This is a genomic window from Micromonospora sp. NPDC007271, assembly GCF_040634005.1.
Lineage (GTDB): Bacteria > Actinomycetota > Actinomycetes > Mycobacteriales > Micromonosporaceae > Micromonospora.
In genome coordinates, this window is sequence record NZ_JBEYER010000044.1 from 14094 (window position 1) to 35665 (window position 21572).

Sequence of the window (21572 nt, forward strand, 5' to 3'; positions counted from 1 at the left end):
CTCGCCGACCATCGCCGCCCGCTTGCTGCGGGTGGCGCGGTTGCTGCGTCGCGGCCTCCCGGCCCTGGCGTCCCGGCTGACCTCCGGCCTGCACGGCGCCTGGCGACGGTCACTCCAGCTCCGTGTGGTGACCATCACGCTGGTGGCGTCCAGCCTGCTGGTCGGCGGTTTCGCGTATCTGATCGCCGACAAGATCACCGACATCCTGGTGGAGAACGCCGAGAACGACGTCCTGTCGCGGCTGCGCAACGGCAGCGACTACGCCTCGAAGCAGTTCAACCTCTACAGCCAGCCGCAGGAGGCGCAGCTCCAGGACACCATCGACGGCACGGTCAACTACCTGGCCGGCGGGGACCCCGCGCAGACCAACGGCGTGGTGGTGGCGATAACCGCGGACAACTTCGCCGAGTACATCGAGCCGCGCACCTCCCCCGAGGTCGAGGTGGGGCCGCTGATCGGCCCGGAGCTGCGGGCCTCGGTCGCCGCCGGCAACGTCGCCCACCAGATCCGCACCGGGGTCCTGGTGGACCGGCGCACCAAGTACCTCGCGTACGGCTCGCCCGTGCCGGCCCGGTTTGGGCAGCTGGAGCTCTACTACCTCGTGCCGCTGGCCCGGCAGGACGCCACCGCCGCCGACGCCCGGGCCACCGTCGTCGCCACCGGCGTCGCCCTGGTGCTCCTGCTCGGCCTGCTCGCCGCCCTGGTCACCCGGCTGGTGGTGACCCCGGTACGGGTGGCCGCCCGCACCGCCCAACGCCTCTCCGCCGGGTTGCTCGACCAGCGGATGGTGGTCAACGGCGAGGACGACCTGGCCCTGCTGGCCGCCTCGTTCAATCAGATGGCGACCAACCTGCAGCGACAGATCCTCCGGCTGGAGGAGATGTCCCGGCTGCAGCGCCGCTTCACCTCGGACGTCTCGCACGAGCTGCGTACGCCGCTGACCACCGTCCGGATGGCCGCTGACTTGATCTTCGCCGAGCGGGACGGGTTCGACCCGGCGGTGGCCCGCAGCGCCGAGCTGCTCCAGGCCGAGCTGGACCGGTTCGAGGAGCTGCTCACCGACCTGCTGGAGATCAGCCGCTTCGACGCCGGCTTCGCGATGCTGGACGCCGAGCCGACCGACCTGGTGCCGGTGGTGCACCGGGTGACCGAGCGGCTGACCGGGCTGGCCGAGCGGGTGGGGGTGACCATCGAGCTGGACGTGCCGGACCAGCCGGTGATCGCCGAGGTGGACCCGCGCCGGGTCGAGCGGGTGCTGCGCAACCTGGTCGGCAACGCGGTCGAGCACGGCGAGGGCAAGCCGGTGCGGATCACCCTCGGGATGGACCAGAGCGCGGTGGCGATCACCGTGCGGGACCACGGGGTGGGGCTCAAGCCGGGCGAGGAGAAGTTGGTCTTCAACCGGTTCTGGCGGGCCGACCCGTCCCGGGCCCGGCAGACCGGCGGCACGGGCCTCGGCCTCTCGATCAGCCTGGAGGACGCCCGGTTGCACGGCGGTTGGCTGGAGGCGTGGGGCGCGCCCGGGCAGGGGGCCCAGTTCCGGCTGACCCTGCCGGCGCGGGCCGGCGACCGGCTGACGACCTCGCCGCTGCGGCTGGTGCCGGCCGACGCCGCGTTGCCGTTCGGTGGCCCCCGGGACGGTGGGCTGCTGGCCATCGGCCCAGGTGCCGCGGGGGCGTTGGCCGTCGGGCCGGGTGCCGCGGGGGCGCTTGCGGTCGGGCCGCGTCCTACCGGGGCATTGGCCGTCGGGCCGGGCGAAGAGGCGGGCCGGGCGGAGGTGACGTCATGAGGCGTGGGGTGTTGGCGGTGCTGCTGGCCGGGCTGTTCCTGCCGGCCGGGCTGGCCGGCTGCGGCATCCCCGCGCAGACCGAGGTCCAGGTGGACGGCCGCCCGGAGCCGACGGCCGGGGCCGGCTCGCTCAACGGCCGGGCCGCCCAGCCGCCCAGCCGGACGGCCAGCAGCGAGCCCGCGCAGTTCATCCGTAACTACCTCTCCGCGGCTGCGGGCGAGCGCGAGGAGGCGTACGCCCGGGCCAAGAAGTTCATCGCGCCGGAATCCGCACACCTGCTGCGGGCGAAGCAGCAGAGCAGCGAAGTCGACCTGACCGTGGTCCGGTTGGGGGAGGACCTGGTCGTCAGCCCGCCGAGCAACGACGGCACGAGCGTGGTCACGGTGGCGGTGCAGCAGGTCGGGGTGCTCCGCGCCGACGGCACCCTGGCACCGCCGGTGGCGAGCCAGACCAGGTACGTGTTCCATCTCCGCCCGGCCGACGCCGGCGGCACCGGGCTGTTCATCACCGACCCGCCGAACATGCTGCTGCTCAGCGACACCGCCCTGCGCAGCTACTACGACACGCACACCATCTACTTCTGGAACTCCGACCAGAGTCGGCTGGTGCCCGACCAGCGGTACCTGCCGTCGGCGGTGTCCCCGGAACGCCGGGTCACCGAGGTGGTCAGGTGGCTCGCCGGTGGTCCGCCCGACTGGCTCGCGCCCGGGGTGACCCGGCTGCCCGCCGGCACCGCGCCGATCAACAACGCCACCGGCGCGGGCGACCACTGGGAGGTCAATCTGACCATGCCCGGTGCCAACGACTTCAAGCTGGCCCGGCTCGCCACCCAGCTGGCGTGGTCGTTGCAGGATTTCACCGGCGAGCTCCAGCTCAAGATCCAGAATCAGAACCGGCACACCGTCGACCTCAAGAAGACCCGGGAGATCTTCCCGCTGTACGCCCCCTCCGGGGCTCCCGAGCGATTCTGCGTCTACGACGGCGTGATCCACTCGGTCTCCCTGGCCGGCGAGCCGGCCAGCGCGGTCCCGATCTCGGACGAGGTCAACAAGGGCGTGGTGGCGGCGGCGCTCAGCCGCGCCGGCGACGAGGTGCTGGCCGCGCTGGTGGTGAGCCGGTCGAATCGGCAGCAGCGCCTCCTGGTCGGCACCGACCCGGCCCCGGTCACCCTCTTCAACGGCGGCGGGAAGTGGTACGGCTCGGTCGGCCGCCCGACCTGGCTCCGCTCGCTCGACCAGGACCATCCGGCCGGACTGGTGGTGGCCGACGGTCGGCTCTACCGCTTCGACGACATGGCCGTGATGAACCCGGTCACGCTGACGGTCGACGGTACCGTCACCGCGGTGGCCGGCTCGTTCGACGGGCACCGGATCGCGCTGATCATCGGTGGCGCGCTCTACGTGGCGTCGGTGAGCGTCGACGGAAACGCGATCACGGTGAACCCGCCCCGTCGGCTGGTCACCCGGCTCACCGGGCTCACCGCCGTCGACTGGTACGCGGAGAACCAGCTCGTCTTTGCCGGTAACGACGCGGGCCGGCCGGCGGCGATCTACCAGACCACCGTGGACGGGGGGGTGGAGACCCCGCTCAAGCGGCAGATCGGCGCCGAGGTGACCCAACTGGCGTCGTACCCGGGCGGCTCGGCCGGCTCGCTGCCGCCCGTCATGTACGAGACGAACAAGGCGGCCTTCTGGAACAACCCGTTCACCATTATCAGGCGGGAGGAGGTGCTGGGCGTGGCGCCGCCGGCACCGGGCGTCCGGGCGCCCAACCCCACCGCCCCGTTCTTCCTCTACTGAGGCGTCGGGTGCGGGGCCCGGGTGGACTCTGGTCGGACCTGACCGACCTGGTGCTGCCGGCCGGGTGCGCCGGCTGTGCGGCGCGGGCCCCCGGCCTGACCCAGGGCTTCTGCCCGGGCTGTGTCGGCGAGCTGGAGGCCCTGCGCCCCGCGTCGGCCCGCCCCGATCCGGCCCCGCCCGACCTGCCGCCCTGCGTCGCCCTCGGGCCGTACGCGGGCCCGCTGCGGGAGGGGCTGCTGGCGTACAAGGAGCGGGGCCGGCACGGCCTGGCCCGGCCGCTGGGCGCGCTGCTCGCCGAGGCGGTGGCCGCCGCGGCGGCCGGTACGGCCCGGCCGGTGACCCTGGTGCCGGTGCCGGACACCGCGCGGGCGGCCCGGGCCCGCTACGGCGACCACCTGGACCGGTTGACCCGCCACGCGGCGGGCCGGCTGCGCGCGGCCGGCTGGCCGGTACGGGTGCTCCGGCCGCTGCGGGCGCTGCCCCGACCGGACTCGGTCGCCCTGGACAGCGCCGGACGGGCCGCTGCGGCCGAGGGGGCGTTCCGGCTGCGCCGGACCGGCGGGATGCCGGTGGACGGCCCGCTGGTGCTGCTCGACGACATCCTCACCACCGGCGCGACGCTGGCGGCGGTGAGCCGGGTCTTGCGGTCTGCGGGAATGACGCCAAAGGCCGCGGCGGTGCTGGCCGCAACGCAAAAGCGACCCCACCGGTGACGCTTCGTGTTTCCGTTTCACCCCTTGGTGTATGAGCTGCGCGAATTCGAGGGCAGCCGCGACAACGAGGGGTGACTGTAGGGGGAACACGAGTTAGCGTTTCTCATGTCGGGGTAGGAGCTTCGCCAAGCACCCCCGGCGTGGGAAGGGAGGCGTAGCCGTATCAACCGGTCGACGCCGAGCGGGATGCTCCCAGGGCGCGTCGGCCGAGTGCCGGACCAAACGACCGTCCGAACAAGGGAGGTCACGTGGACATCGTGGTCAAGGGCCGTAACGTCGAAGTGCCAGACCATTACCGGGTACACGTAGCCGAAAAGCTCGCAAAGATCGAACGCTACGACCACAAGCTCATTCGCGTGGACGTCGAGTTGTTCCACGAGCGCAATCCGCGCCAGGCCGATCACTGCCAGCGGGTGGAGATCACCTGCGTGACGCGGGGTCCGGTGATCCGGGCCGAGGCCTGCACGAGCGACTTCTACAGCGCGTTGGACGCCGCCATCGCCAAGCTGGACACCCGCTTCCGCCGGGCGGCCGACCGGCGTCGGGTCCATCGCGGGCGGCACGCGCCGCTCTCCGTCGCCGCCGCCACCGCCGGCCTGCCGGTCGCCGACCTCGACGGTCCGGGCCTGGCGGCGTTGAACGGCACCGGGACGGCCACCGCGGTCGCCGAACGCCCCGACCAGGACAGCCACGAGGAGTACGACGACGACCAGCCGTGGCACATCGCGCGGGAGAAGGTGCACCCGGCGGAGCCGATGACCGTCGACGACGCGCTGTTCCACATGGAACTCGTCGGCCACGACTTCTACCTGTTCCTGGACAAGGAGTCCGGCCGCCCGAGCGTCGTCTACCGCCGGCACGCCTACGACTACGGGATCATCTCGCTCGACACCTGCCTCTGATCACCCCTGACGACACCGGAGCCGTGGTGGGTCACCCACCACGGCTCCCCCTGTCGGGAAGGGCACCTTCTTGACGCCTGCCTGGAGCAGGGGTCCCCGGTCAACCGGGCAGGTCCGAGGCGAGCAGGCCGAAGAGGACCGAGTCAACCCGGGTGCCGTCCGGGCCGGGGAGCCGGCCGCGCAGCATCCCCTCGCGCCGGAAGCCGGCCTTCTCCAGCACCCGCTGGGCGGCGACGTTCTCGGGGCGGGTGCCGGCCCAGAGCCGGGCCAGGCCGATGTCGAACGCCCAGCCGACGAGCAGCCCCATCGCCCGGGTGGTCAGCCCCCGGCCGCGCGCCTCGGGCAGCATGCTGCAGCCGAGCATGGCCTGGCCGGTGGCCGGCTCGTCGTAGTGCAGGACACAGCCGCCGACCAGCGTGCCCGACGCCGCGTCCAGGATCGCGAGGTCGGCCGAGCGGCCGGCCAGCCAGTGGTTCTCCGCGCGGCGGCAGCGTCGCTCGATCGATTCCCAGGTCGGTGGCAGCGGCGGCACCCGGTTCGCCACCACCTCGGGCAGGGTGTGCAGCCGGTGCAGCGCGTCCGTGTCGCCGAGGGTGACCCGGCGCAGGGTCACCACGTCGTCGGTGAGCCGCCCGTCGGGCAGGTCGGGCAGCAGCCGGGCGGCCGGACCGGGCGGGTCGTCGGCGAGGCGTACCCAGGCGATCAGGTCGTGCCGGCCCCCTCCCCGGCTCGGGTTGGCCGCCCGGCGTACCCCCTCGTGCCGGAAGCCGGCGGCCAGCGCGACCCGCTGGCTGGCGGTGTTCTCCTCGTTGGTGAGCAGTTCCAGGCGGGCGCAGCCGGCGGCGAAGGCGTGCTCCGCGAGGGCGCGGGTGGCGGCCGTGGCGACGCCGCGGCCGCGGGCCCCGGGCGTCACCCAGTAACCGATCTCCCACTGCCCGCGGACGGGGACCGGCTGGCTGAGGCCGATGCCGCCGAGCAGCCGGTCGTTGGCCGGGTCCGCGATCGCGTACGCGGCGCCGCCGCCGGCCCAGGCCGCGGGCGCGCCCTCGGTGATCCACCAGCGTGCGCTCTCCTCGGTGTACGGGTCCGGCAGGCCGGAAATGCCCCGCTGGGTGACCGGATCCGCGCAGGCGACGGCGGTGTCCGCCACGTCGGCCAGGCGGAACGGCCGTAGCCGCACCCCGTACGCCTCGATGGTCTCCGGTGTCACGCCAGGTCCCCCGGCAGCAGCGCACCCACCCAGGCGTCCGGCCGCTCGCTCCGCTGCTGGAGGCCGTTGCGGGCGGTGCCCTCGAAGACGAATCCGGCCTTCTCCGCCGCCCGGCGGGAGGCGGTGTTGCCCACGTTGGCCCGCCACTCGATCCGGGCCAGGCCGAGGGTGGTGAACCCCCAGGTGCAGACCGCGGTCAGCGCGGCCGGCAGGTGGCCGCGGCCCCGGGCGTGCGGGGCGATCATGAAGCCGACGTCGGCCACGAGCGGGTCGGCGGGGGAGATCCGGAGGTCGACCGAGCCGACGTACCGGTCCTCGGCGTCGGCGACGGCGTAGGTGGCGCGGGTGCCCCGGGCCCAGGCTGCCTGGGCGACGTCGCGCAGGAAGCCCTCGGCGTGCTCCCGCCGGTAGGGGTGCGGGACGGTGGTCCAGCGGAGGGTGTCCTCGTCCCGGCAGGTCGTCACGAGCCCGTCGAGGTCGCGCTCCTCGAGCGGACGCAGCCGCAGCTCGGTGGCGCCGGCGGTGGCGAACAGGACGGGCTGCGGGCGGCCGAACACGGCGGCCCGGCGGGCTTCCAGGGTGTCCGGGCCGGCGGGACCGGGTTCGCCCGGTGCGGGAACCTCGCCCGGGAGCAGCGAGCCGAGCCAGCCCTCCCGGCGCCCGCCGGCGGCCGGCTGGGCGAGCCGCAGCTCGCCCTCGATCCGGAAGCCGGCGCGGAGCGCGACCAGCCGGGAGGCGTGGTTGCCGATCTCGGCCTGCCAGATCAGCCGGCGCAGCTCGCGTACGTCGAAGGCCCAGCGGGCGACGGCCCGGGCGGCCCGGACGGCCACTCCCCGGCCACGCGCCCACGGCGCGGTCCAGTAGCCGATCTCGGCACTGCTCAGGCCCCGGTCGATCGAGACCAGGCCGCAGGAGGCCAGCAGCTCGCCGGTGGCGACGTCGCACACGGCGAACTCCGCCCCGGTGCCGTCGGCCCAGGCCGCCGGGGCGCTGCCGGCGACGAAGGTGCGGGCGTGCTCGGGCAGGTACGGGCGGGGTACGGTGGTCCAGCGCTGGATGTCCGGGTCCTGGCAGGCGCGGTACACCGCGTCGGCGTCCTCGTCCCGCCAGGGACGGAGCAGCAGACCGTCCTCGATGATCTCCACGGGCTCCATTCGAGCCATCGTGCCGGATCGTTCGCCCTGGGCGTAACCCGATTACCGCCGCTGCGGGCGGCAAGCCTGGGTGTTATGTCCGGTTCTCGGACCCGGACCGCCGCCACCACTGACCATCACGGCGATGGAGCGCCTACGATGGTTCGAGACTGTCTAGGGGAGCGTTGATCCGTGTCGATTCTGGAAAAGGTCCTTAGCGCGGGCGCGGGCCGTATGGTGCGTCGGCTCAAGGCCATCGCCGCCGCCGTCAACTCGATCGAGGACGACTACGTCAACCTCACCGACGACGAGCTGCGCGCGATGACCGACCAGTTCAAGGAGCGGCTCGCCGACGGGGAGACCCTCGACGACCTGCTGCCCGAGGCGTTCGCGGTGTGCCGGGAGGCCGCCTCGCGGGTGCTCGGCCAGCGGCCCTACGACGTCCAGGTGATGGGCGGTGCGGCGCTGCACTTCGGCAACATCGCCGAGATGAAGACCGGTGAGGGCAAGACCCTGACCTCGGTCATGCCGGTCTACCTGAACGCGCTCGCCGGCAAGGGCGTGCACGTGGTCACCGTGAACGACTACCTGGCCGAGCGTGACGCCGCCTGGATGGGCCGGGTGCACGAGTTCCTCGGCCTCACCGTCGGCGTGGTGCTGCCCAACCGGCCGGCCAGCGAGCACCGTGCGGCCTACGAGTGCGACATCACCTACGGCACCAACAACGAGTTCGGCTTCGACTACCTGCGCGACAACATGGCCTGGTCGCGGGAGGAGCTGGTCCAGCGCGGCCACTTCTTCGCGGTGGTCGACGAGGTCGACTCGATCCTCATCGACGAGGCCCGGACCCCGCTGATCATCTCCGGCCCGGCCGAGCACTCCGCCCGCTGGTACCAGGAGTTCGCCTCCGTGGTGGCCCGCCTCCAGCCCGGCACCGACGGCGAGGGCGACTACGAGGTCGACCACGCCAAGCGCACGATCGCCATCACCGAGCGCGGTGTCGCCAAGATCGAGGACCGGCTCGGCATCGACAACCTCTACGAGTCGGTCAACACCCCGCTCGTCGGCTACATGAACAACGCGATCAAGGCCAAGGAGCTCTACAAGCGCGACAAGGACTACATCGTCAGCGACGGCGAGGTCCTCATCGTCGACGAGTTCACCGGCCGCATCCTGCACGGCCGCCGCTACAACGAGGGCATGCACCAGGCGATCGAGGCCAAGGAGGGGGTGGAGATCAAGCAGGAGAACCAGACCCTGGCCACCATCACCCTCCAGAACTACTTCCGCCTCTACGAGAAGCTCTCCGGCATGACCGGCACCGCCCAGACCGAGGCGAGCGAGTTCAACAAGGTCTACAAGGTCGGCGTGGTGACCATCCCGACGCACCGGCCGATGGTCCGCCTCGACCGGGCGGACGTCATCTACAAGACCGAGAAGGCCAAGTTCAACGCCGTGGTCGAGGACATCGCCGAGCGGCACGAGCAGGGCCAGCCGGTGCTCGTCGGCACCGTCTCGGTGGAAAACTCCGAGATCCTCTCCCACCTGCTGCGCCGCCGCGGCATCCCGCACTCCGTGCTGAACGCGAAGTTCCACGCCAAGGAGGCGGAGATCGTCGCCCAGGCCGGGCGCAAGGGCGCGGTCACCGTCGCCACCAACATGGCCGGCCGGGGTACCGACATCCTGCTCGGCGGCAACCCCGAGTTCCTCGCCGCCAACGAACTCCGCCAGCGCGGCCTCGACCCGGTCGAGCAGCCGGAGGAGTACGCCAAGGCGATGGAGGAGATCCTGCCGAAGTGGAAGCAGGCCTGCGACGCCGAGGCCGAGGAGGTCGCGGCCGCCGGTGGCCTCTACGTGCTGGGCACCGAGCGGCACGAGTCCCGCCGGATCGACAACCAGCTGCGCGGCCGCGCCGGCCGGCAGGGTGACCCGGGCGAGTCCCGCTTCTACCTCTCCCTGCAGGACGACCTGATGAAGCGCTTCCGGGCCGGTGCCGTCGAGGCGGTGATGGAGCGCTTCAACATCCCCGAGGACGTGCCCATCGAGTCGAAGATGGTCACCCGCCAGATCAAGAGCGCGCAGGCCCAGATCGAGGGCCAGAACGCCGAGATCCGGAAGAACGTCCTCAAGTACGACGAGGTGATGAACAAGCAGCGCCAGGTGATCTACGCCGAGCGCCTGCGGGTGCTCAACGGCGAGGACCTCTCCGACCAGGTCCGCAACATGATCGACGACGTGATCACCGCGTACGTCACCGGCGCCACCAGCGAGGGCTACGCCGAGGACTGGGACCTCGACCAGCTCTGGTCCAGCATCAAGCAGCTCTACCCGGTGGGCATCACCGTCGAGGAGCTGGAGGAGGAGGTGGGCTCCCGGGCCGGCCTCGACCAGGACTTCCTGCTCGCCCGCCTCAAGGAGGACGCGCACGCCGCGTACGACCGGCGCGAGGAGCAGCTCGGCGAGGAGGCGGTACGCCAGCTGGAGCGGATGGTCCTGCTCCAGGTGATCGACCGCAAGTGGCGCGAGCACCTCTACGAGATGGACTACCTCCAGGAGGGCATCAGCCTGCGGGCGTACGCCCAGCGCGACCCGGTCATCGAGTACCAGCGCGAGGGCTTCGACATGTTCGCCACCATGATGGACGGCATCAAGGAGGAGACGGTCGGCTTCCTCTACAACCTGGAGGTGCAGGTCCAGGAGCCGGAGCCGGAGGCCGAGGAGGTGGAGCTGCTGGAGAAGCCGGTGGAGATCCGCGCCAAGGGCCTCAACCGCGCACCGCAGCAGCAGGGCCTGCAGTACTCCGCGCCGGGTGTCGACGGCGAGGCGGGCCGGGGCGCGCCGGTCATCGAGCGGGCCGCCGAGCAGGCGCCGGCGCTGGGCATCGGCAAGCCGGACGACACCGCGCGGCCCGCCGCCCCGTCCCCGTCCGGCGGCCCCCGGCGTCCGGCGGCCGCCGGCATGAACGGCCAGGCGGTCGCCGCGAGCACCGCCCGCCGGGCGACACCGGGCCGGGTGGACGCCGGTGAGGGCCCGTCCCGCAACGCCCCGTGCCCGTGCGGCTCCGGCCGCAAGTACAAGCGCTGCCACGGCGCCCCCAACGGCGGCAACTGACCCGCCCGCACCGACGACGACGAGCCCCGGCCGAACACGGCCGGGGCTCGTCGCCATCCCGGCCACCCTTGGTCGTCAGAGGACGTCGAGGACGGTGCAGAGCCAGGCGCCGCGACGGTGCTCCAGGCGCAGGGCGACGGCCCAGCTGGCGCCGCCGGAGCCGGCGAGCACGGCGGCGGCCTCGACCGCGCCGGCCCGGGGCTCGCAGACTCGCAGCCGGCGGAGCTGGAGGATCGGCCGGGTGGAACGGCGGCGTACCGGCCCGACCCGACGGGCGGCCCGGCCCAGCTCGGTGGCGACCCGGGTCGTGGCGTCGGGCACGCAGAGCGGCCGGAGCTGGCCGGGCGGCCGGTAGCCGTTGACGATCTCCAGGAACATGCGGACGAACCGGTGGGCGGCCCGGGTGGCCTCGGGGGTGGCGGTGGCCAGGGCGGCCGGGGGTGGGCTGACCGTACGCCGCCCGGGGCCGGCCGGGGCGGGCCGGACGTCCACCGGACGGCCGGTGGGCCGGCCGGGATCGCGACGGCGGGAATCGAACAGGTCGAGGGCGAGCTGGTCGACGTCGGCCCAGGGCGAGCCCTCGTCGACGCAGGGCGGGTCGATCGGCGGGGCGGGGCGGAGCCGGACCGGGGGACGCGGTGCCAGTGGGCGACGGGTGTCGGCCATCCTCAACCCCTGTTCGTTGCGTTTGCCTTCGTTTGCCTCCGATGGCCTTCATTCTCGGACAGCACAGCACCGACAGTCAATGCCGCTGCGGAATCGCCCGGTCACTCGCTGTCGCGGTCGGCGAGCGGGTTGGTGCGCACCCACTCGGCGGTCTCCGCGTACTTGCGCTGGATGTACTCCTCGAGCCGGGCGCGTTCGACCCGCCACTGCCCGCGGCCACCGATCTTGATCGCGGGCAACTCGCCGCTGCGCACCATGTGGTACACCTGCGAGTCCGAGACGTTGAGCTCGGCCGCCACGTCGGACAGCAGCAGGAATCTCGGCTCCACGTAACTCTCCCGGTCGGCTTCGTTTGCCTCAGTTTGCCACCAGTCGCCGCCGCGGCCCAGCCTCCGTACCGGCGATCCGGCCGGGACACACCGGTGCGGAACTTCTCCCCGGCGGGTGCGAGGTGTATGACGGTCACGGCGTACGGCATGATCGGCGCCCGGGGCCGGCATCCGCCGGTCGGGCCTGAGCAGGGGAGAGACCGGTGACCGACGAGCTTGTCCGGGTGTACGTGCCGGCGACCGTCCCGATGCTGGCGCGGCTGCGCGAGCAGGGGCTCGCGGTCGACGAGGCGCACGCGGTCACCCCGGAGCTGCGCGAGTGGTACGCCGAGGGCGACGAGGAGGAACTGGAGTACGTCGCCTTCACCCGAGCCGCGCAGGACGCGCTGCCGCTGCTGCGGGCCGACCCGGGCGCGCCCCGGCGGCGGGTGGTCGTCTCGGCGGACCTGCCGGTGCCGTCGGTTCGCCGGGTCGACGGCGAGCTCGGTTCCAGCGTCGTCCGGTTGGCCGGGCCGGTGCCGGTGACCGCGGTCGCCGCGATCCACGTCGACGGCGCGGAGGCGGTCGGTGACGTGGCGGCCGCCGCCGAGGTGGTCGCCGACGCCCGGGCCGGTGACCCGGACGCCCAGTTCACCGTCGACGGCGCCGAGGACCACGAGCTGGAGTGGTACGACGTGACCGAGCTGGACCTGCTGCTGCGCGAGGCCTCCTGACCGCCGCCACCGACGGTCCAGCGGCCGACGACGAGCCGGTGGCGCACCCGGCCGCCAGCGACCTCGCCAGGCCGCCCGGGCTCGGTTGATCAGTCGTCGGCGGGTTCGTCCTCGGCGGGGCGCGGGCCGAGGGTGCGGCCGAAGGCGACGAGCGCGGTGAGCGCCCCGACGAAGAGCACCCAGATGCCGTTGTCGACCCGTGAGGTCCCCAGCGCCGTCTGCGCCACCTGGTCCGCCTCGCTGAGGGCGGCGGCCAGCTCCAGCAGGCCCCGCCCGCCGATCCGGATGATCACCTCGGTGAGCAGCAGGATCAGGCCCGGCCCGGCCCCGGCGACCAGGTACGCCGGCCAGCGCAGCTCCGCGGACCCGTCCCGGCGGGCGGCGCGGCGGCGGGCCCAGGTCAGGTAGCCGAAGGCCACCAGGCCGGCGATCAGCCCGGCGAGCAGGGACTCGGTGCGGGACACCCACTTCGCCGCGTCGAGCATCGACTGCTGGGTGTCGCCGGCCCCGAACAGGTCGGACAGCGGGTCCCGGGCGCGGCTGAACAGCACCACGAAGACCTGCGCGGCCAGCGTGGCGGCGGCGAGGCCGCCCACGGCCCGGGCGTTACGGGCACCGGCGATCGCGCCGCCGATGATCGCCGCCGCGGCGGTGGTGCCGGCGATGGTGTTGGTGGTCGCGTTGTCGGCGTACGTCAGGTTGGTGGCGACCGCGGCGGCGAGCCCGACCAGCAGGCCGGCGCCGACGGCGGCGAGGAACCGCAGGGTGGCCCGGCGCAGCGGGTTGGTCGCGGCCAGGGCGACTCCGGCACCGGCGACCAGCGCGGCGGTGATGACGCCGGGCAGCGCGTACGCGGAGAGGCTGATCGCGGTGATCCCGGCCGTGGCGCTGTTGATCGCCGCCCGGGTGGACCAGAGCATCGCCGCCAGCCAGCCGACCGCCACCAGCGCCAGCACCACGGCGCCGGGGGCGTACGCCGGCCGGCCCGGCGCCGCGCTCGCCTCGTCGGCCGGGGCCGGCTGCTCCGACACCTCGGCGGCGGCCGCGGGCTGGTCCGGCTCCGCGGCCGTGGAGCTGCCGGGCTGCTTGCTCATCGTGTTCCCTTCGACGGACGCCGGATCGGCCGCGGCGGGCCGGGCAGGTCACCGGCCATCCAGCGTACGCGTCGCCCCGGGTGCCCTTCCGGACCCGCCTCCGGGCCCGGTCGCCCGGCGGCGGGTGGGGGCGGGGGCCGCCGAGTCGGCCGACGGATCCCAGGGTGAAAGGGGGTCTGAGCTGAGGTTTCGTCGGATCACGTTCGTCCCGGCCTACGGTCCGGTGCGTGCGGGGGTGTCCCGCTCTCCGCCGCACCACCTCCGACAAGCGGGACGGCGGGGGCGGGTCGGCGGTGTCGCATGAAAGAATCGGCCCAGGTCCCGCCGCCGCGACCGGTCCGCCGCGCGGTGCCGGCACCGGCCGCCCGGCCGGTGCCCGCGGGTCCGATTTCGCCACCGCCGCCGAGATCGCACAGGAGCCGTGATGGACGCCGTGTTCTCCGTACCCGAGCCGCGCAACGAGCCGGTCCACACCTACGAGCCGGGCAGCGCCGACCGGGAGCGGCTCCAGCGGCGGCTGGCCGAGCTGGCCGCCGAGCAGATCGAGCTGCCCATGACCATCGGCGGCGAGCAGCGGATGGCCGGCGGTGCGCCGATCAACGTGGTCCAGCCGCACAAGCACGCCCACGTGCTCGGCGTGACCGGGCACGCCAACCACGACGACGCCCGCGCCGCGGTCCAGGCCGCCAAGGACGCCGCCCCGATGTGGCGGGCGCTGCCGTTCGAGGAGCGGGCCGCGATCTTCCTGCGCGCCGCCGATCTGCTCTCCGGCCCCTGGCGGGACACCCTCAACGCGGCCACCATGCTCGGCCAGTCCAAGACGGTCGTCCAGGCGGAGATCGACTCGGCCTGCGAGTTCATCGACTTCCTGCGGTTCAACGTGCACTTCGCCCGCAAGCTGCTGGCCGAGCAGCCGATGTCCTCGCCGGGTGTGTGGAACCGGTTCGACCACCGCCCGCTCGAAGGCTTCGTCTACGCGATCACCCCGTTCAACTTCACCGCGATCGCCGGCAACCTGCCCTCGGCGCCGGCGCTGCTCGGGAACACCGTGGTCTGGAAGCCGGGGCCGACCCAGCAGTTCGCCGCGCACTTCACCATGCGGCTGTTCGAGGCGGCCGGCCTGCCGCCCGGCGTGATCAACATGGTCACCGGGCGTGGCGAGGACGTCTCCGACGTGGCGCTCGCCGATCCGGACCTGGCCGGCATCCACTTCACCGGGTCGACCAAGGTGTTCCAGCACCTGTGGCGGACCGTCGGCGAGAACATCGCCCGCTACCGGGGCTACCCGCGGCTGGTCGGCGAGACCGGTGGCAAGGACTTCGTGGTCGCGCACGCCAGCGCGGACGTGGACGCGCTGCACACCGCGCTCATCCGGGGTGCGTACGAGTACCAGGGCCAGAAGTGCTCGGCCGCGTCGCGGGCGTACGTCCCCCGGTCGATCTGGGAGGGTGGCCTGCGCGACCGGCTCGCCGCCACCGCCGACTCGCTGACCTACGGCGACGTGACCGACTTCAGCAACTTCGGTGGCGCCGTCATCGACGACAAGGCGTTCGGCCGGCACACCGCCGCGCTGGAGCTGATCAAGAGCGACGACAGCTGCGAGATCCTGGCCGGCGGCACCGCCGACGACTCGGTCGGCTACTTCGTCCGGCCGACGCTGTTCGAGTGCTCCGACGCCGCGCACGAGACCTTCACCACCGAGTACTTCGGCCCGATCCTCGGGGTGCACGTCTTCGAGGATGCCCGCTTCGACGAGGTGGTCGCGCAGGCCGAGTCGATCGCCCCGTACGCGCTGACCGGTTCGATCTTCGCGACCGACCGCCGGGTGGTCGACCAGGTCGCCGAGAAGATGCGGTACGCGGCCGGCAACTTCTACATCAACGACAAGCCGACCGGCGCGGTGGTCGGGCAGCAGCCGTTCGGCGGTGCCCGGGCCAGCGGCACCAACGACAAGGCGGGCTCCTGGCACAACCTGATCCGCTGGATGTCGCCGCGGACGATCAAGGAGACCTTCGTCCCGCCGACCGACCACGCGTACCCCCACATGGGCTGACCTGAAAGGAGGGGCCCCCTTTTAACAGACGTCTGTTAAGAGGGGGCCCCTCCTTTCACCCGGTTGGGCGGGGGTGGCCGCGTCCGTGGCGGACTGTCGTCGGCCGACAGTGCACATCGGACGACTCATCGGGTGGCGAAAACGGCAAATCCTGGACGCCGGGTCGGGCAAAGTGGCAGCTTAGAGGGCATGGCGGAAACCGGAGTCAACCCGACGGCGGCGGCCCTGCTGGGGCTGCTGCACGACGGCCCGATGACAGGCGGCCAACTCATGGCCGCCGCTGAGCGGCGGCTGGCGCCGTACTGGTCGATGACACGCAGCCAGGTCTACCGGGAGCTTCCGGTGCTGGCGGAGAAGGGCCTGGTGCGGCTCGGCAAGCCCGGGCCGCGGATGAGCCAGCCGTACGCGATCACGGCCGCCGGGAAACGGACATTCTCCCGCTGGTTGGCCGAAAACCCCGGCAAGGACACCATCCGTAACCCGGTCGCGCTGCGGATCGCCTTCGGCAGCCTGCACTCGGCGAACCAGCTCAAGAACCTGTACGCCTCGGCGAACGAGTACCACACCGAAGCCCTCGCGGCGGCGCGTGAGCAGGTCAAGAACGCCAAGAAGGAAGGCGACAACTACGACGCCAGCGCGCTGGAGTTCGCCGTCGCCTACCACAAGGCGGCCCTGTCCTGGCTGAAGGCCGCCCCGGCCGCGAGCTGACCGCCTGCGGCGGCCAGCCCGACCGAGGCAGTACGCTTGTCTGTCGTGACCGCTGCCGACTTCGCCGAACAGCTCAAGGACCTTGACGCCACCCTGCGCAACATCGAGTCCGTGCTCGACCTCGACAAGCTGCGCGAGCAGAAGGCCCGCCTGGAGCAGGAGGCCTCCGCGCCGGACCTCTGGGACGACCAGGCCAAGGCGCAGCAGGTGACGTCGCAGCTGTCGTACGTCAACGGGGAGATCAACAAGCTCGGCGATCTCCGCTCCCGGCTCGACGACGCCGGGGTGCTGCTGGAGCTCGCCCAGGCCGAGTCCGACCCCGGCACGCTCGCCGAGGTCGAGTCGGAGATCACCGGGCTGACCAAGGCCATCCAGGAGATGGAGGTCCGCACCCTGCTCTCCGGCGAGTACGACTCCCGCGAGGCGCTGGTCGCCATCCGGGCCGGCGCCGGCGGCGTGGACGCGGCGGACTTCGCCGAGATGCTGCTGCGGATGTACCTGCGCTGGGCCGAGCGGCACGGCTACCCGACCGAGGTCTACGAGACCTCGTACGCCGAGGAGGCGGGCCTCAAGTCGGCCACCTTCGCGGTGAAGGTGCCCTACGCGTACGGCACGCTCAGCGTCGAGTCCGGCACCCACCGGCTGGTGCGGATCAGCCCGTTCGACAACCAGGGCCGGCGGCAGACCAGCTTCGCCGGCATCGAGGTGCTGCCGGTCGTCGAGCAGACGGACCACATCGAGATTCCCGAGAACGAGATGCGGATCGACGTCTACCGCTCCTCGGGCCCGGGTGGGCAGAGCGTCAACACCACCGACTCGGCGGTCCGGATCACCCACATCCCGACCGGCATCGTGGTCACCTGCCAGAACGAGAAGTCGCAGCTGCAGAACAAGGCGTCCGCGCTGCGGGTGCTCCAGGCCCGGCTGCTGGAGCGCAAGCGCCAGGAGGAGCAGGCCAAGCTCCAGGGTCTGAAGACCGAGGCCGCCGGCTCGTGGGGCGACCAGATGCGCTCGTACGTCCTGCACCCGTATCAGATGGTGAAGGATCTGCGGACCGAGCAGGAGACGGGCAATCCGTCCGCGGTGTTCGACGGCGAGCTGGACACCTTCATCGAGGCCGGAATCCGCTGGCGCAAGCAGCAGCAACTCGCCGCTGACGGTGCGTGATCAGTCTCGGACGGACCGCGTCATCGATCTCTGCCTGACCGGCTGAATCGATGACGCGCCTCGCATCGCCGGGGCGGGGGGCTTGGCTCTCCGGTTACACCGCGTAGACTCACGACCCGTGATTCAGCTTGAGCAAGTGACGAAGACGTACCCGAAGGCGTCCCGGCCTTCGCTCGACAACGTGTCCGTCTCGATCGAGAAGGGCGAGTTCGTCTTCTTCATCGGTCCATCCGGCTCCGGCAAGTCCACGATCATCAAGCTGCTGCTGCACGAGGTCCACCCGAACAAGGGGCGGGTCGTCGTCAACGGCAAGGACGTCACGTCGATGCGCTCCTGGAAACGACCCCACTTCCGGCGCTCCATCGGCTGCGTCTTCCAGGACTTCCGCCTCCTGCCGAACCGCACCGCGTACGAGAACGTGGCGTTCGCCCTGGAGGTGATCGGCAAGACCAAGGCGGTCGCCCGCCGGGTCGTGCCGGAGGTGCTGGAGCTGGTCGGCCTCGGCGGGAAGGAGCACCGCTACCCCCACGAGCTCTCCGGTGGCGAGCAGCAGCGGGTGGCGGTGGCGCGGGCGTTCGTCAACCGGCCGCTGATCCTGCTGGCGGACGAGCCCACCGGAAACCTGGACCCGGACACGTCGATCGAGATCATGCGCCTGCTGGACCGGATCAACCGCACCGGCACGACCGTCGTGATGGTCACCCACGACTCCAACATCGTGAACCAGATGCGCCGCCGGGTCGTCGAGATCGAGAGCGGTCGCATCGTGCGCGACCAGGCCCGCGGCGTCTACGGCTAGCCGTCCGCGCTGACGATCCGTAGACCCTGACGACGAACATCTCACCCCGGAGAGCCGGAGGATTTTCCCGATGCGGATGAAGTACGTCCTGTCCGAGGTACTGGTCGGACTGTGGCGCAACGTCACGATGTCCATCGCGATGATCATCACGATGACGGTGTCGTTGTTTCTGCTGGGCTTCGGCGGCCTTCTTTACCAGAAGGTCGGCGACATGAAGGACCTCTACTACGAGCACGTCGAGGTCTCCATCTTCCTCAAGACCGACGTCAACGACCAGCAGCGCAACGACCTCAAGGCCAAGCTGGACAGCGACCCGCTGATCAAGGGCGTCACGTACGTCGACAAGCAGCAGGCGTACGAGCGCTTCCAGAAGATGTACGCCGACGCTCCCGACCTGGTGAACGCGGTCAAGCCCGACCAGTTGCCCGAGTCGTTCCGGCTCACGCTGAACAATCCGGAGCAGTACAAGAACATCTACGACGAGTACAAGGCCTCCGAGGGGGTCGACGAGATCGTCGATCAGAGCAAGCTGCTCGACAAGGTCTTCGGCGTCCTCACCGGGATCCAGAACATCACCCTGTTCATCTCGGTCGTGATGGCCGCCGCCGCGTTGCTGCTGGTCGCCAACACCATCCAGGTGGCGGCGTACAGCAAGCGGCGTGAGGTCGCGGTCATGAAGCTGGTCGGTGCCTCCAACTGGTTCATCCAGGCCCCGTTCGTGCTGGAGGCCGTGGTCGCCGGTCTGATCGGCGCCATCCTCGCCCTGGGGTGGCTGGTCGCCGGAAAGGTCCTCCTCGGGAGCGGCTCGATGGCGGCCCTGCAGGGCCTGATCACGCCGGTCTCCTGGTCCGAGATCTTCCTGATGTTCCCGTTGATCGCCGGTGTGGCCGCGCTGGTCACCGCGGCCACCGCCTGGGTCACGCTCCACTTCTACCTGCGGGTCTAGTTTTCTGGGTACGGCTCTCCGAGGGCCCTCCCGCGCCGGAATAAACGGCGCGGGAGGGCCCTTGTCCCTGGGGTAGCATGATCCCCGCTTCGCGGCCGGTGGCCACGGACCGATGGGAAGGGAGGTGGCACCGATGCCACGGGAAAAGGGCCGCAAGGTGGTCGCCTCCAACAAGAAGGCGCGCCACGACTACGCCATCCTCGACACGTACGAGGCGGGCATGGCGCTGACCGGCACCGAGGTCAAGTCGCTGCGGGCCGGGCGGGCGTCGCTGGTCGACGCGTTCGCCCAGGAGCGCGACGGCGAGCTCTACCTGCACGGCATGCACATCCCGGAGTACGTCCAGGGCACCTGGACCAACCACGAGCCGCGGCGGACCCGGAAGCTGCTGCTCAAGCGGCTGGAGATCGACCGGCTGATCGGCAAGACCCGGGAGAGCGGTCTCACCCTGGTGCCCCTGCAGGTCTACTTCTCCGACGGCTGGGCAAAGGTGGAGATCGGCCTGGCCCGGGGTAAGAAGGCGTACGACAAGCGCCATGACCTGGCCAAGCGGGACGCGGAGCGGGAGATGGTCCGCGCCGTCGGCCGGCGCGGCAAGGGAATGGATGAGTGAAACGTCCGGTTCGTCCGGGTATCGGTCGGCGGCCGACCTGGGGATGAATCCGGTTGCGCCAGGCGTTAGGCTTGGTGGTGCTGCCGACAGGGGCAGCCGTCGAGGGGGTGACTGGTTTCGACTTCGTACGTTGCGGCAGGGGAAGCGAGCCGAGGAAGCCGACGTCGTCTCGTGAATCGGTCGTCGGAAACCAATAAGCGCCAAGAACAATCGCGCTGACTTCGCTCTCGCCGCCTGAGGCGAGTAGCAAGTCTGTCGGCCTGGGAGCGCCTTCGACCCAGTTAGCCGGCATCAGCTAGAAGGCTGGCCAACCGGACCCGGTCGCGGGGTCCGTGCGGCGAGATCAATCAGCGACTGGGCCCGTCACACCGACTCGCTCGCGTGATCGGAGGGGCCGAGTAGAGGCACAGCGAGCTGCGCTCGGAGAAGCCCTGACAAGGCGGCGAAGGACCCGGGTTCGATTCCCGGCACCTCCACCACCTGACGTGTGCGCCCCGGTCCACCCGGACCGGGGCGCACAGTCGTCTTCCGGTCCGTTGCTCCCACGATCTAGGCTGCCGCCCGTGACGAACGAGAGGATCCGGCTGTCCGTGGGTGCCGGGCCGGGGCAGCGGGCCTTCACCACGGTGGTGGCCGTCGTGTTCACCGCCCTCGGGGCGGTCTTCCTACTGCTGCCGGTCTTCGCCGACGGCCTGCTGGCCCGGCTGACCGGCTACGGCGAACCCTTCCCGTCGTACGACGAGGCGCGGGACCTGCCGCCCCGGATGCTCCCGCCGGATCTGCATGACAATGCCGCGCCGGAGCCGTTCCGGCTCCTCGGGCTGTGCGGCCTCCCGGTCGTCCTGCTCGGGCTCTACGTGCTGCTGCGGGTGCTGCGCACCGCCGCCTGGCTGGACGGCACCCGAGCGTCCGTGCGCGGCGCGCTCGGTACCCGCACCGTCGACCTGGCCACCGCCGAGGTCCACGGCGGGACCGCCGCCTACCGGGCCGGCGAGAACGTGGTCCTGCCGGTGCCGACGGTGGTCGCCCGCGACCGGGACACCGGCCGCCGGGTCACCATCCCGCTACGGGGCCTGGGGCTGGCCACCCTGCCGCCGTACGAGCTGCGGGCGCTCGCCGACGCGATGACCACGGGTCGGCCGGACAGTGGCCGGGACGCCGACGCGCACGTGCTCGCCGGCCAGCTGCGCGCCATGGCGGACAATCCGCTGGGCCGGTAGAGGCTGCTGCGCCAGCTGGGACGGATGGGGCGAATGAGGCTGCCGTGGGGCCTGGACAGGCACTGCCTACGGGTTCACCATCTCCGTACGCGGTAGCCCAGCAGCGCGGGAGGTGCCCATGGTCACCGGTCCGATCCAGCAGCCGCCCGCCGTCGCAGCGGCGGCCCGCCCGCCCGCCGCCCGCCAGTCCCGGTCCAGTTTCCTCGGCGACGTGCACGCCCTCGCCCGGGCGCACGCCGCACCGTGCGGGGAGCCGCGCTGGCGGGAGCGGCTGATCCGGCACCTCGGCCCGGTCGGGCAGGGCTTCGCCGAGCATGTCCGGGTCACCGAGGGCCCCACCGGTCTCTACGCCGCACTGCTCCACGAGGCACCCCGGCTGGACCGCGGCGTGCGGCTGCTGACCGGCGAGCACGCCGCTATCGTCGCGACGATCGCCGCCGTGCAGCAGGCGGCCGTGCTGCCCGGCGTGCCGATCGAGGAGCTGCGGGACCGGGTCAGCCGGTTGCTGCGGGCTCTCGACCAGCACCGGCAGCGCGGCGCCGACCTGCTCTGGGAGGCGTACCAGGCCGACCTGGGCGGGGAGGACTGACCACGGGAACCGGTGCGG

Annotated in this window: 19 protein-coding genes and 1 other RNA gene; 15 read left to right on the plus strand and 5 right to left on the minus strand. The window is 71.9% G+C overall.

Features of this window, described 5'->3' with window-relative positions:
* Nucleotides 1-31: 31 nt before the first annotated feature.
* The 4 genes from mtrB (at nucleotide 32) to raiA (ending at nucleotide 5203) form a co-directional block, all read left to right on the plus strand.
* A complete protein-coding gene (gene mtrB / locus ABZ570_RS17400) occupies nucleotides 32-1789 on the plus strand; it encodes an MtrAB system histidine kinase MtrB (protein WP_358064042.1) in 1758 nt (585 codons plus the stop codon).
* Nucleotides 1786-3588, plus strand: a complete 1803-nt coding sequence (locus tag ABZ570_RS17405) for an LpqB family beta-propeller domain-containing protein (protein ID WP_358063932.1) — start codon at nucleotides 1786-1788, stop codon at nucleotides 3586-3588. The genes mtrB and ABZ570_RS17405 overlap by 4 nt, the downstream gene beginning before the upstream one ends.
* Before the next feature lie 8 nt (nucleotides 3589-3596).
* Entirely contained in the window at nucleotides 3597-4301 is a 705-nt protein-coding gene (locus ABZ570_RS17410; protein ID WP_358063935.1) for a ComF family protein, read from the plus strand.
* Between the two features lie 248 nt (nucleotides 4302-4549).
* Nucleotides 4550-5203: a ribosome-associated translation inhibitor RaiA gene (gene raiA / locus ABZ570_RS17415; RefSeq protein WP_358063938.1), complete on the plus strand. Its 654-nt coding sequence runs from the start codon at nucleotides 4550-4552 to the stop codon at nucleotides 5201-5203.
* A 100-nt stretch (nucleotides 5204-5303) separates the two neighbouring features.
* Here the strand turns inward: raiA and ABZ570_RS17420 are convergent, their stop codons facing one another.
* Together ABZ570_RS17420 and ABZ570_RS17425 are read right to left on the minus strand one after the other, a co-directional pair.
* Nucleotides 5304-6413, minus strand: coding sequence for a GNAT family N-acetyltransferase (locus tag ABZ570_RS17420; RefSeq protein ID WP_358063941.1), 1110 nt, complete (start codon nucleotides 6411-6413; stop codon nucleotides 5304-5306).
* A complete protein-coding gene (locus tag ABZ570_RS17425; RefSeq protein ID WP_358063944.1) occupies nucleotides 6410-7567 on the minus strand; it encodes a GNAT family N-acetyltransferase in 1158 nt (385 codons plus the stop codon). The genes ABZ570_RS17420 and ABZ570_RS17425 overlap by 4 nt, the downstream gene beginning before the upstream one ends.
* Nucleotides 7568-7738: 171 nt before the next feature.
* On the opposite strand from ABZ570_RS17425, the gene secA reads away from it, so the two are divergent.
* Nucleotides 7739-10657, plus strand: coding sequence for a preprotein translocase subunit SecA (gene secA / locus ABZ570_RS17430; RefSeq protein WP_358063947.1), 2919 nt, complete (start codon nucleotides 7739-7741; stop codon nucleotides 10655-10657).
* Nucleotides 10658-10732: 75 nt separating this feature from the next.
* Here secA and ABZ570_RS17435 read toward each other — a convergent pair whose 3' ends face one another.
* Nucleotides 10733-11323, minus strand: coding sequence for an Rv3235 family protein (locus ABZ570_RS17435; protein ID WP_358063950.1), 591 nt, complete (start codon nucleotides 11321-11323; stop codon nucleotides 10733-10735).
* Nucleotides 11324-11424: 101 nt separating this feature from the next.
* Complete coding sequence (locus ABZ570_RS17440; RefSeq protein WP_358063953.1) at nucleotides 11425-11652, minus strand: helix-turn-helix domain-containing protein; 228 nt, start codon at nucleotides 11650-11652, stop codon at nucleotides 11425-11427.
* Nucleotides 11653-11855: 203 nt separating this feature from the next.
* Here ABZ570_RS17440 and ABZ570_RS17445 point away from each other — a divergent pair, with 203 nt between their 5' ends.
* Entirely contained in the window at nucleotides 11856-12365 is a 510-nt protein-coding gene (locus ABZ570_RS17445; protein ID WP_358063956.1) for a hypothetical protein, read from the plus strand.
* 89 nt (nucleotides 12366-12454) lie between these two features.
* On the opposite strand, the gene ABZ570_RS17450 is transcribed toward ABZ570_RS17445, so the two are convergent.
* Entirely contained in the window at nucleotides 12455-13459 is a 1005-nt protein-coding gene (locus tag ABZ570_RS17450) for a hypothetical protein (RefSeq protein ID WP_358063959.1), read from the minus strand.
* Nucleotides 13460-13883: 424 nt separating this feature from the next.
* Between ABZ570_RS17450 and pruA the strand changes: the two genes are divergently transcribed.
* The 9 genes from pruA (at nucleotide 13884) to ABZ570_RS17495 (ending at nucleotide 21554) form a co-directional block, all read left to right on the plus strand.
* Entirely contained in the window at nucleotides 13884-15512 is a 1629-nt protein-coding gene (gene pruA, locus ABZ570_RS17455) for an L-glutamate gamma-semialdehyde dehydrogenase (protein ID WP_358063962.1), read from the plus strand.
* A 189-nt stretch (nucleotides 15513-15701) separates the two neighbouring features.
* A complete protein-coding gene (locus ABZ570_RS17460; protein WP_358063965.1) occupies nucleotides 15702-16220 on the plus strand; it encodes a PadR family transcriptional regulator in 519 nt (172 codons plus the stop codon).
* Nucleotides 16221-16265: 45 nt separating this feature from the next.
* Entirely contained in the window at nucleotides 16266-17387 is a 1122-nt protein-coding gene (prfB, locus tag ABZ570_RS17465) for a peptide chain release factor 2 (protein WP_358063968.1), read from the plus strand.
* A gap of 118 nt (nucleotides 17388-17505) precedes the next feature.
* Nucleotides 17506-18186, plus strand: coding sequence for a cell division ATP-binding protein FtsE (gene ftsE / locus ABZ570_RS17470; RefSeq protein WP_358063971.1), 681 nt, complete (start codon nucleotides 17506-17508; stop codon nucleotides 18184-18186).
* A 70-nt stretch (nucleotides 18187-18256) separates the two neighbouring features.
* Nucleotides 18257-19132, plus strand: coding sequence for a permease-like cell division protein FtsX (gene ftsX, locus ABZ570_RS17475; protein ID WP_358063974.1), 876 nt, complete (start codon nucleotides 18257-18259; stop codon nucleotides 19130-19132).
* Between the two features lie 133 nt (nucleotides 19133-19265).
* The gene (smpB, locus tag ABZ570_RS17480; protein WP_358063977.1) at nucleotides 19266-19745 is read left to right on the plus strand and encodes an SsrA-binding protein SmpB; all 480 of its coding nucleotides are present in this window, start codon (nucleotides 19266-19268) and stop codon (nucleotides 19743-19745) included.
* A 103-nt stretch (nucleotides 19746-19848) separates the two neighbouring features.
* Nucleotides 19849-20224, plus strand: a transfer-messenger RNA (tmRNA) gene (gene ssrA / locus ABZ570_RS17485).
* 84 nt (nucleotides 20225-20308) lie between these two features.
* A complete protein-coding gene (locus ABZ570_RS17490) occupies nucleotides 20309-20965 on the plus strand; it encodes a hypothetical protein (protein ID WP_358063980.1) in 657 nt (218 codons plus the stop codon).
* A gap of 118 nt (nucleotides 20966-21083) precedes the next feature.
* Nucleotides 21084-21554 (plus strand): hypothetical protein, encoded by a 471-nt coding sequence (locus ABZ570_RS17495; RefSeq protein WP_358063983.1) that lies wholly within the window; start codon nucleotides 21084-21086, stop codon nucleotides 21552-21554.
* The last annotated feature ends 18 nt before the right edge of the window (nucleotides 21555-21572 follow it).

What these genes read in the sequence shown, in the direction of transcription:
- ABZ570_RS17405 (WP_358063932.1), top strand. Translation starts at nt 1,786, where the DNA reads ATGAGGCGTGGGGTGTTGGCGGTGCTGCTGGCCGGGCTGTTCCTGCCG.
- ABZ570_RS17425 (WP_358063944.1), bottom strand. Translation starts at nt 7,567, where the DNA reads ATGGAGCCCGTGGAGATCATCGAGGACGGTCTGCTGCTCCGTCCCTGG.
- ABZ570_RS17435 (WP_358063950.1), bottom strand. Translation starts at nt 11,323, where the DNA reads ATGGCCGACACCCGTCGCCCACTGGCACCGCGTCCCCCGGTCCGGCTC.
- ABZ570_RS17450 (WP_358063959.1), bottom strand. Translation starts at nt 13,459, where the DNA reads ATGAGCAAGCAGCCCGGCAGCTCCACGGCCGCGGAGCCGGACCAGCCC.
- pruA (WP_358063962.1), top strand. Translation starts at nt 13,884, where the DNA reads ATGGACGCCGTGTTCTCCGTACCCGAGCCGCGCAACGAGCCGGTCCAC.
- ABZ570_RS17460 (WP_358063965.1), top strand. Translation starts at nt 15,702, where the DNA reads ATGGCGGAAACCGGAGTCAACCCGACGGCGGCGGCCCTGCTGGGGCTG.
- ftsX (WP_358063974.1), top strand. Translation starts at nt 18,257, where the DNA reads ATGCGGATGAAGTACGTCCTGTCCGAGGTACTGGTCGGACTGTGGCGC.
- smpB (WP_358063977.1), top strand. Translation starts at nt 19,266, where the DNA reads ATGCCACGGGAAAAGGGCCGCAAGGTGGTCGCCTCCAACAAGAAGGCG.
- ABZ570_RS17495 (WP_358063983.1), top strand. Translation starts at nt 21,084, where the DNA reads ATGGTCACCGGTCCGATCCAGCAGCCGCCCGCCGTCGCAGCGGCGGCC.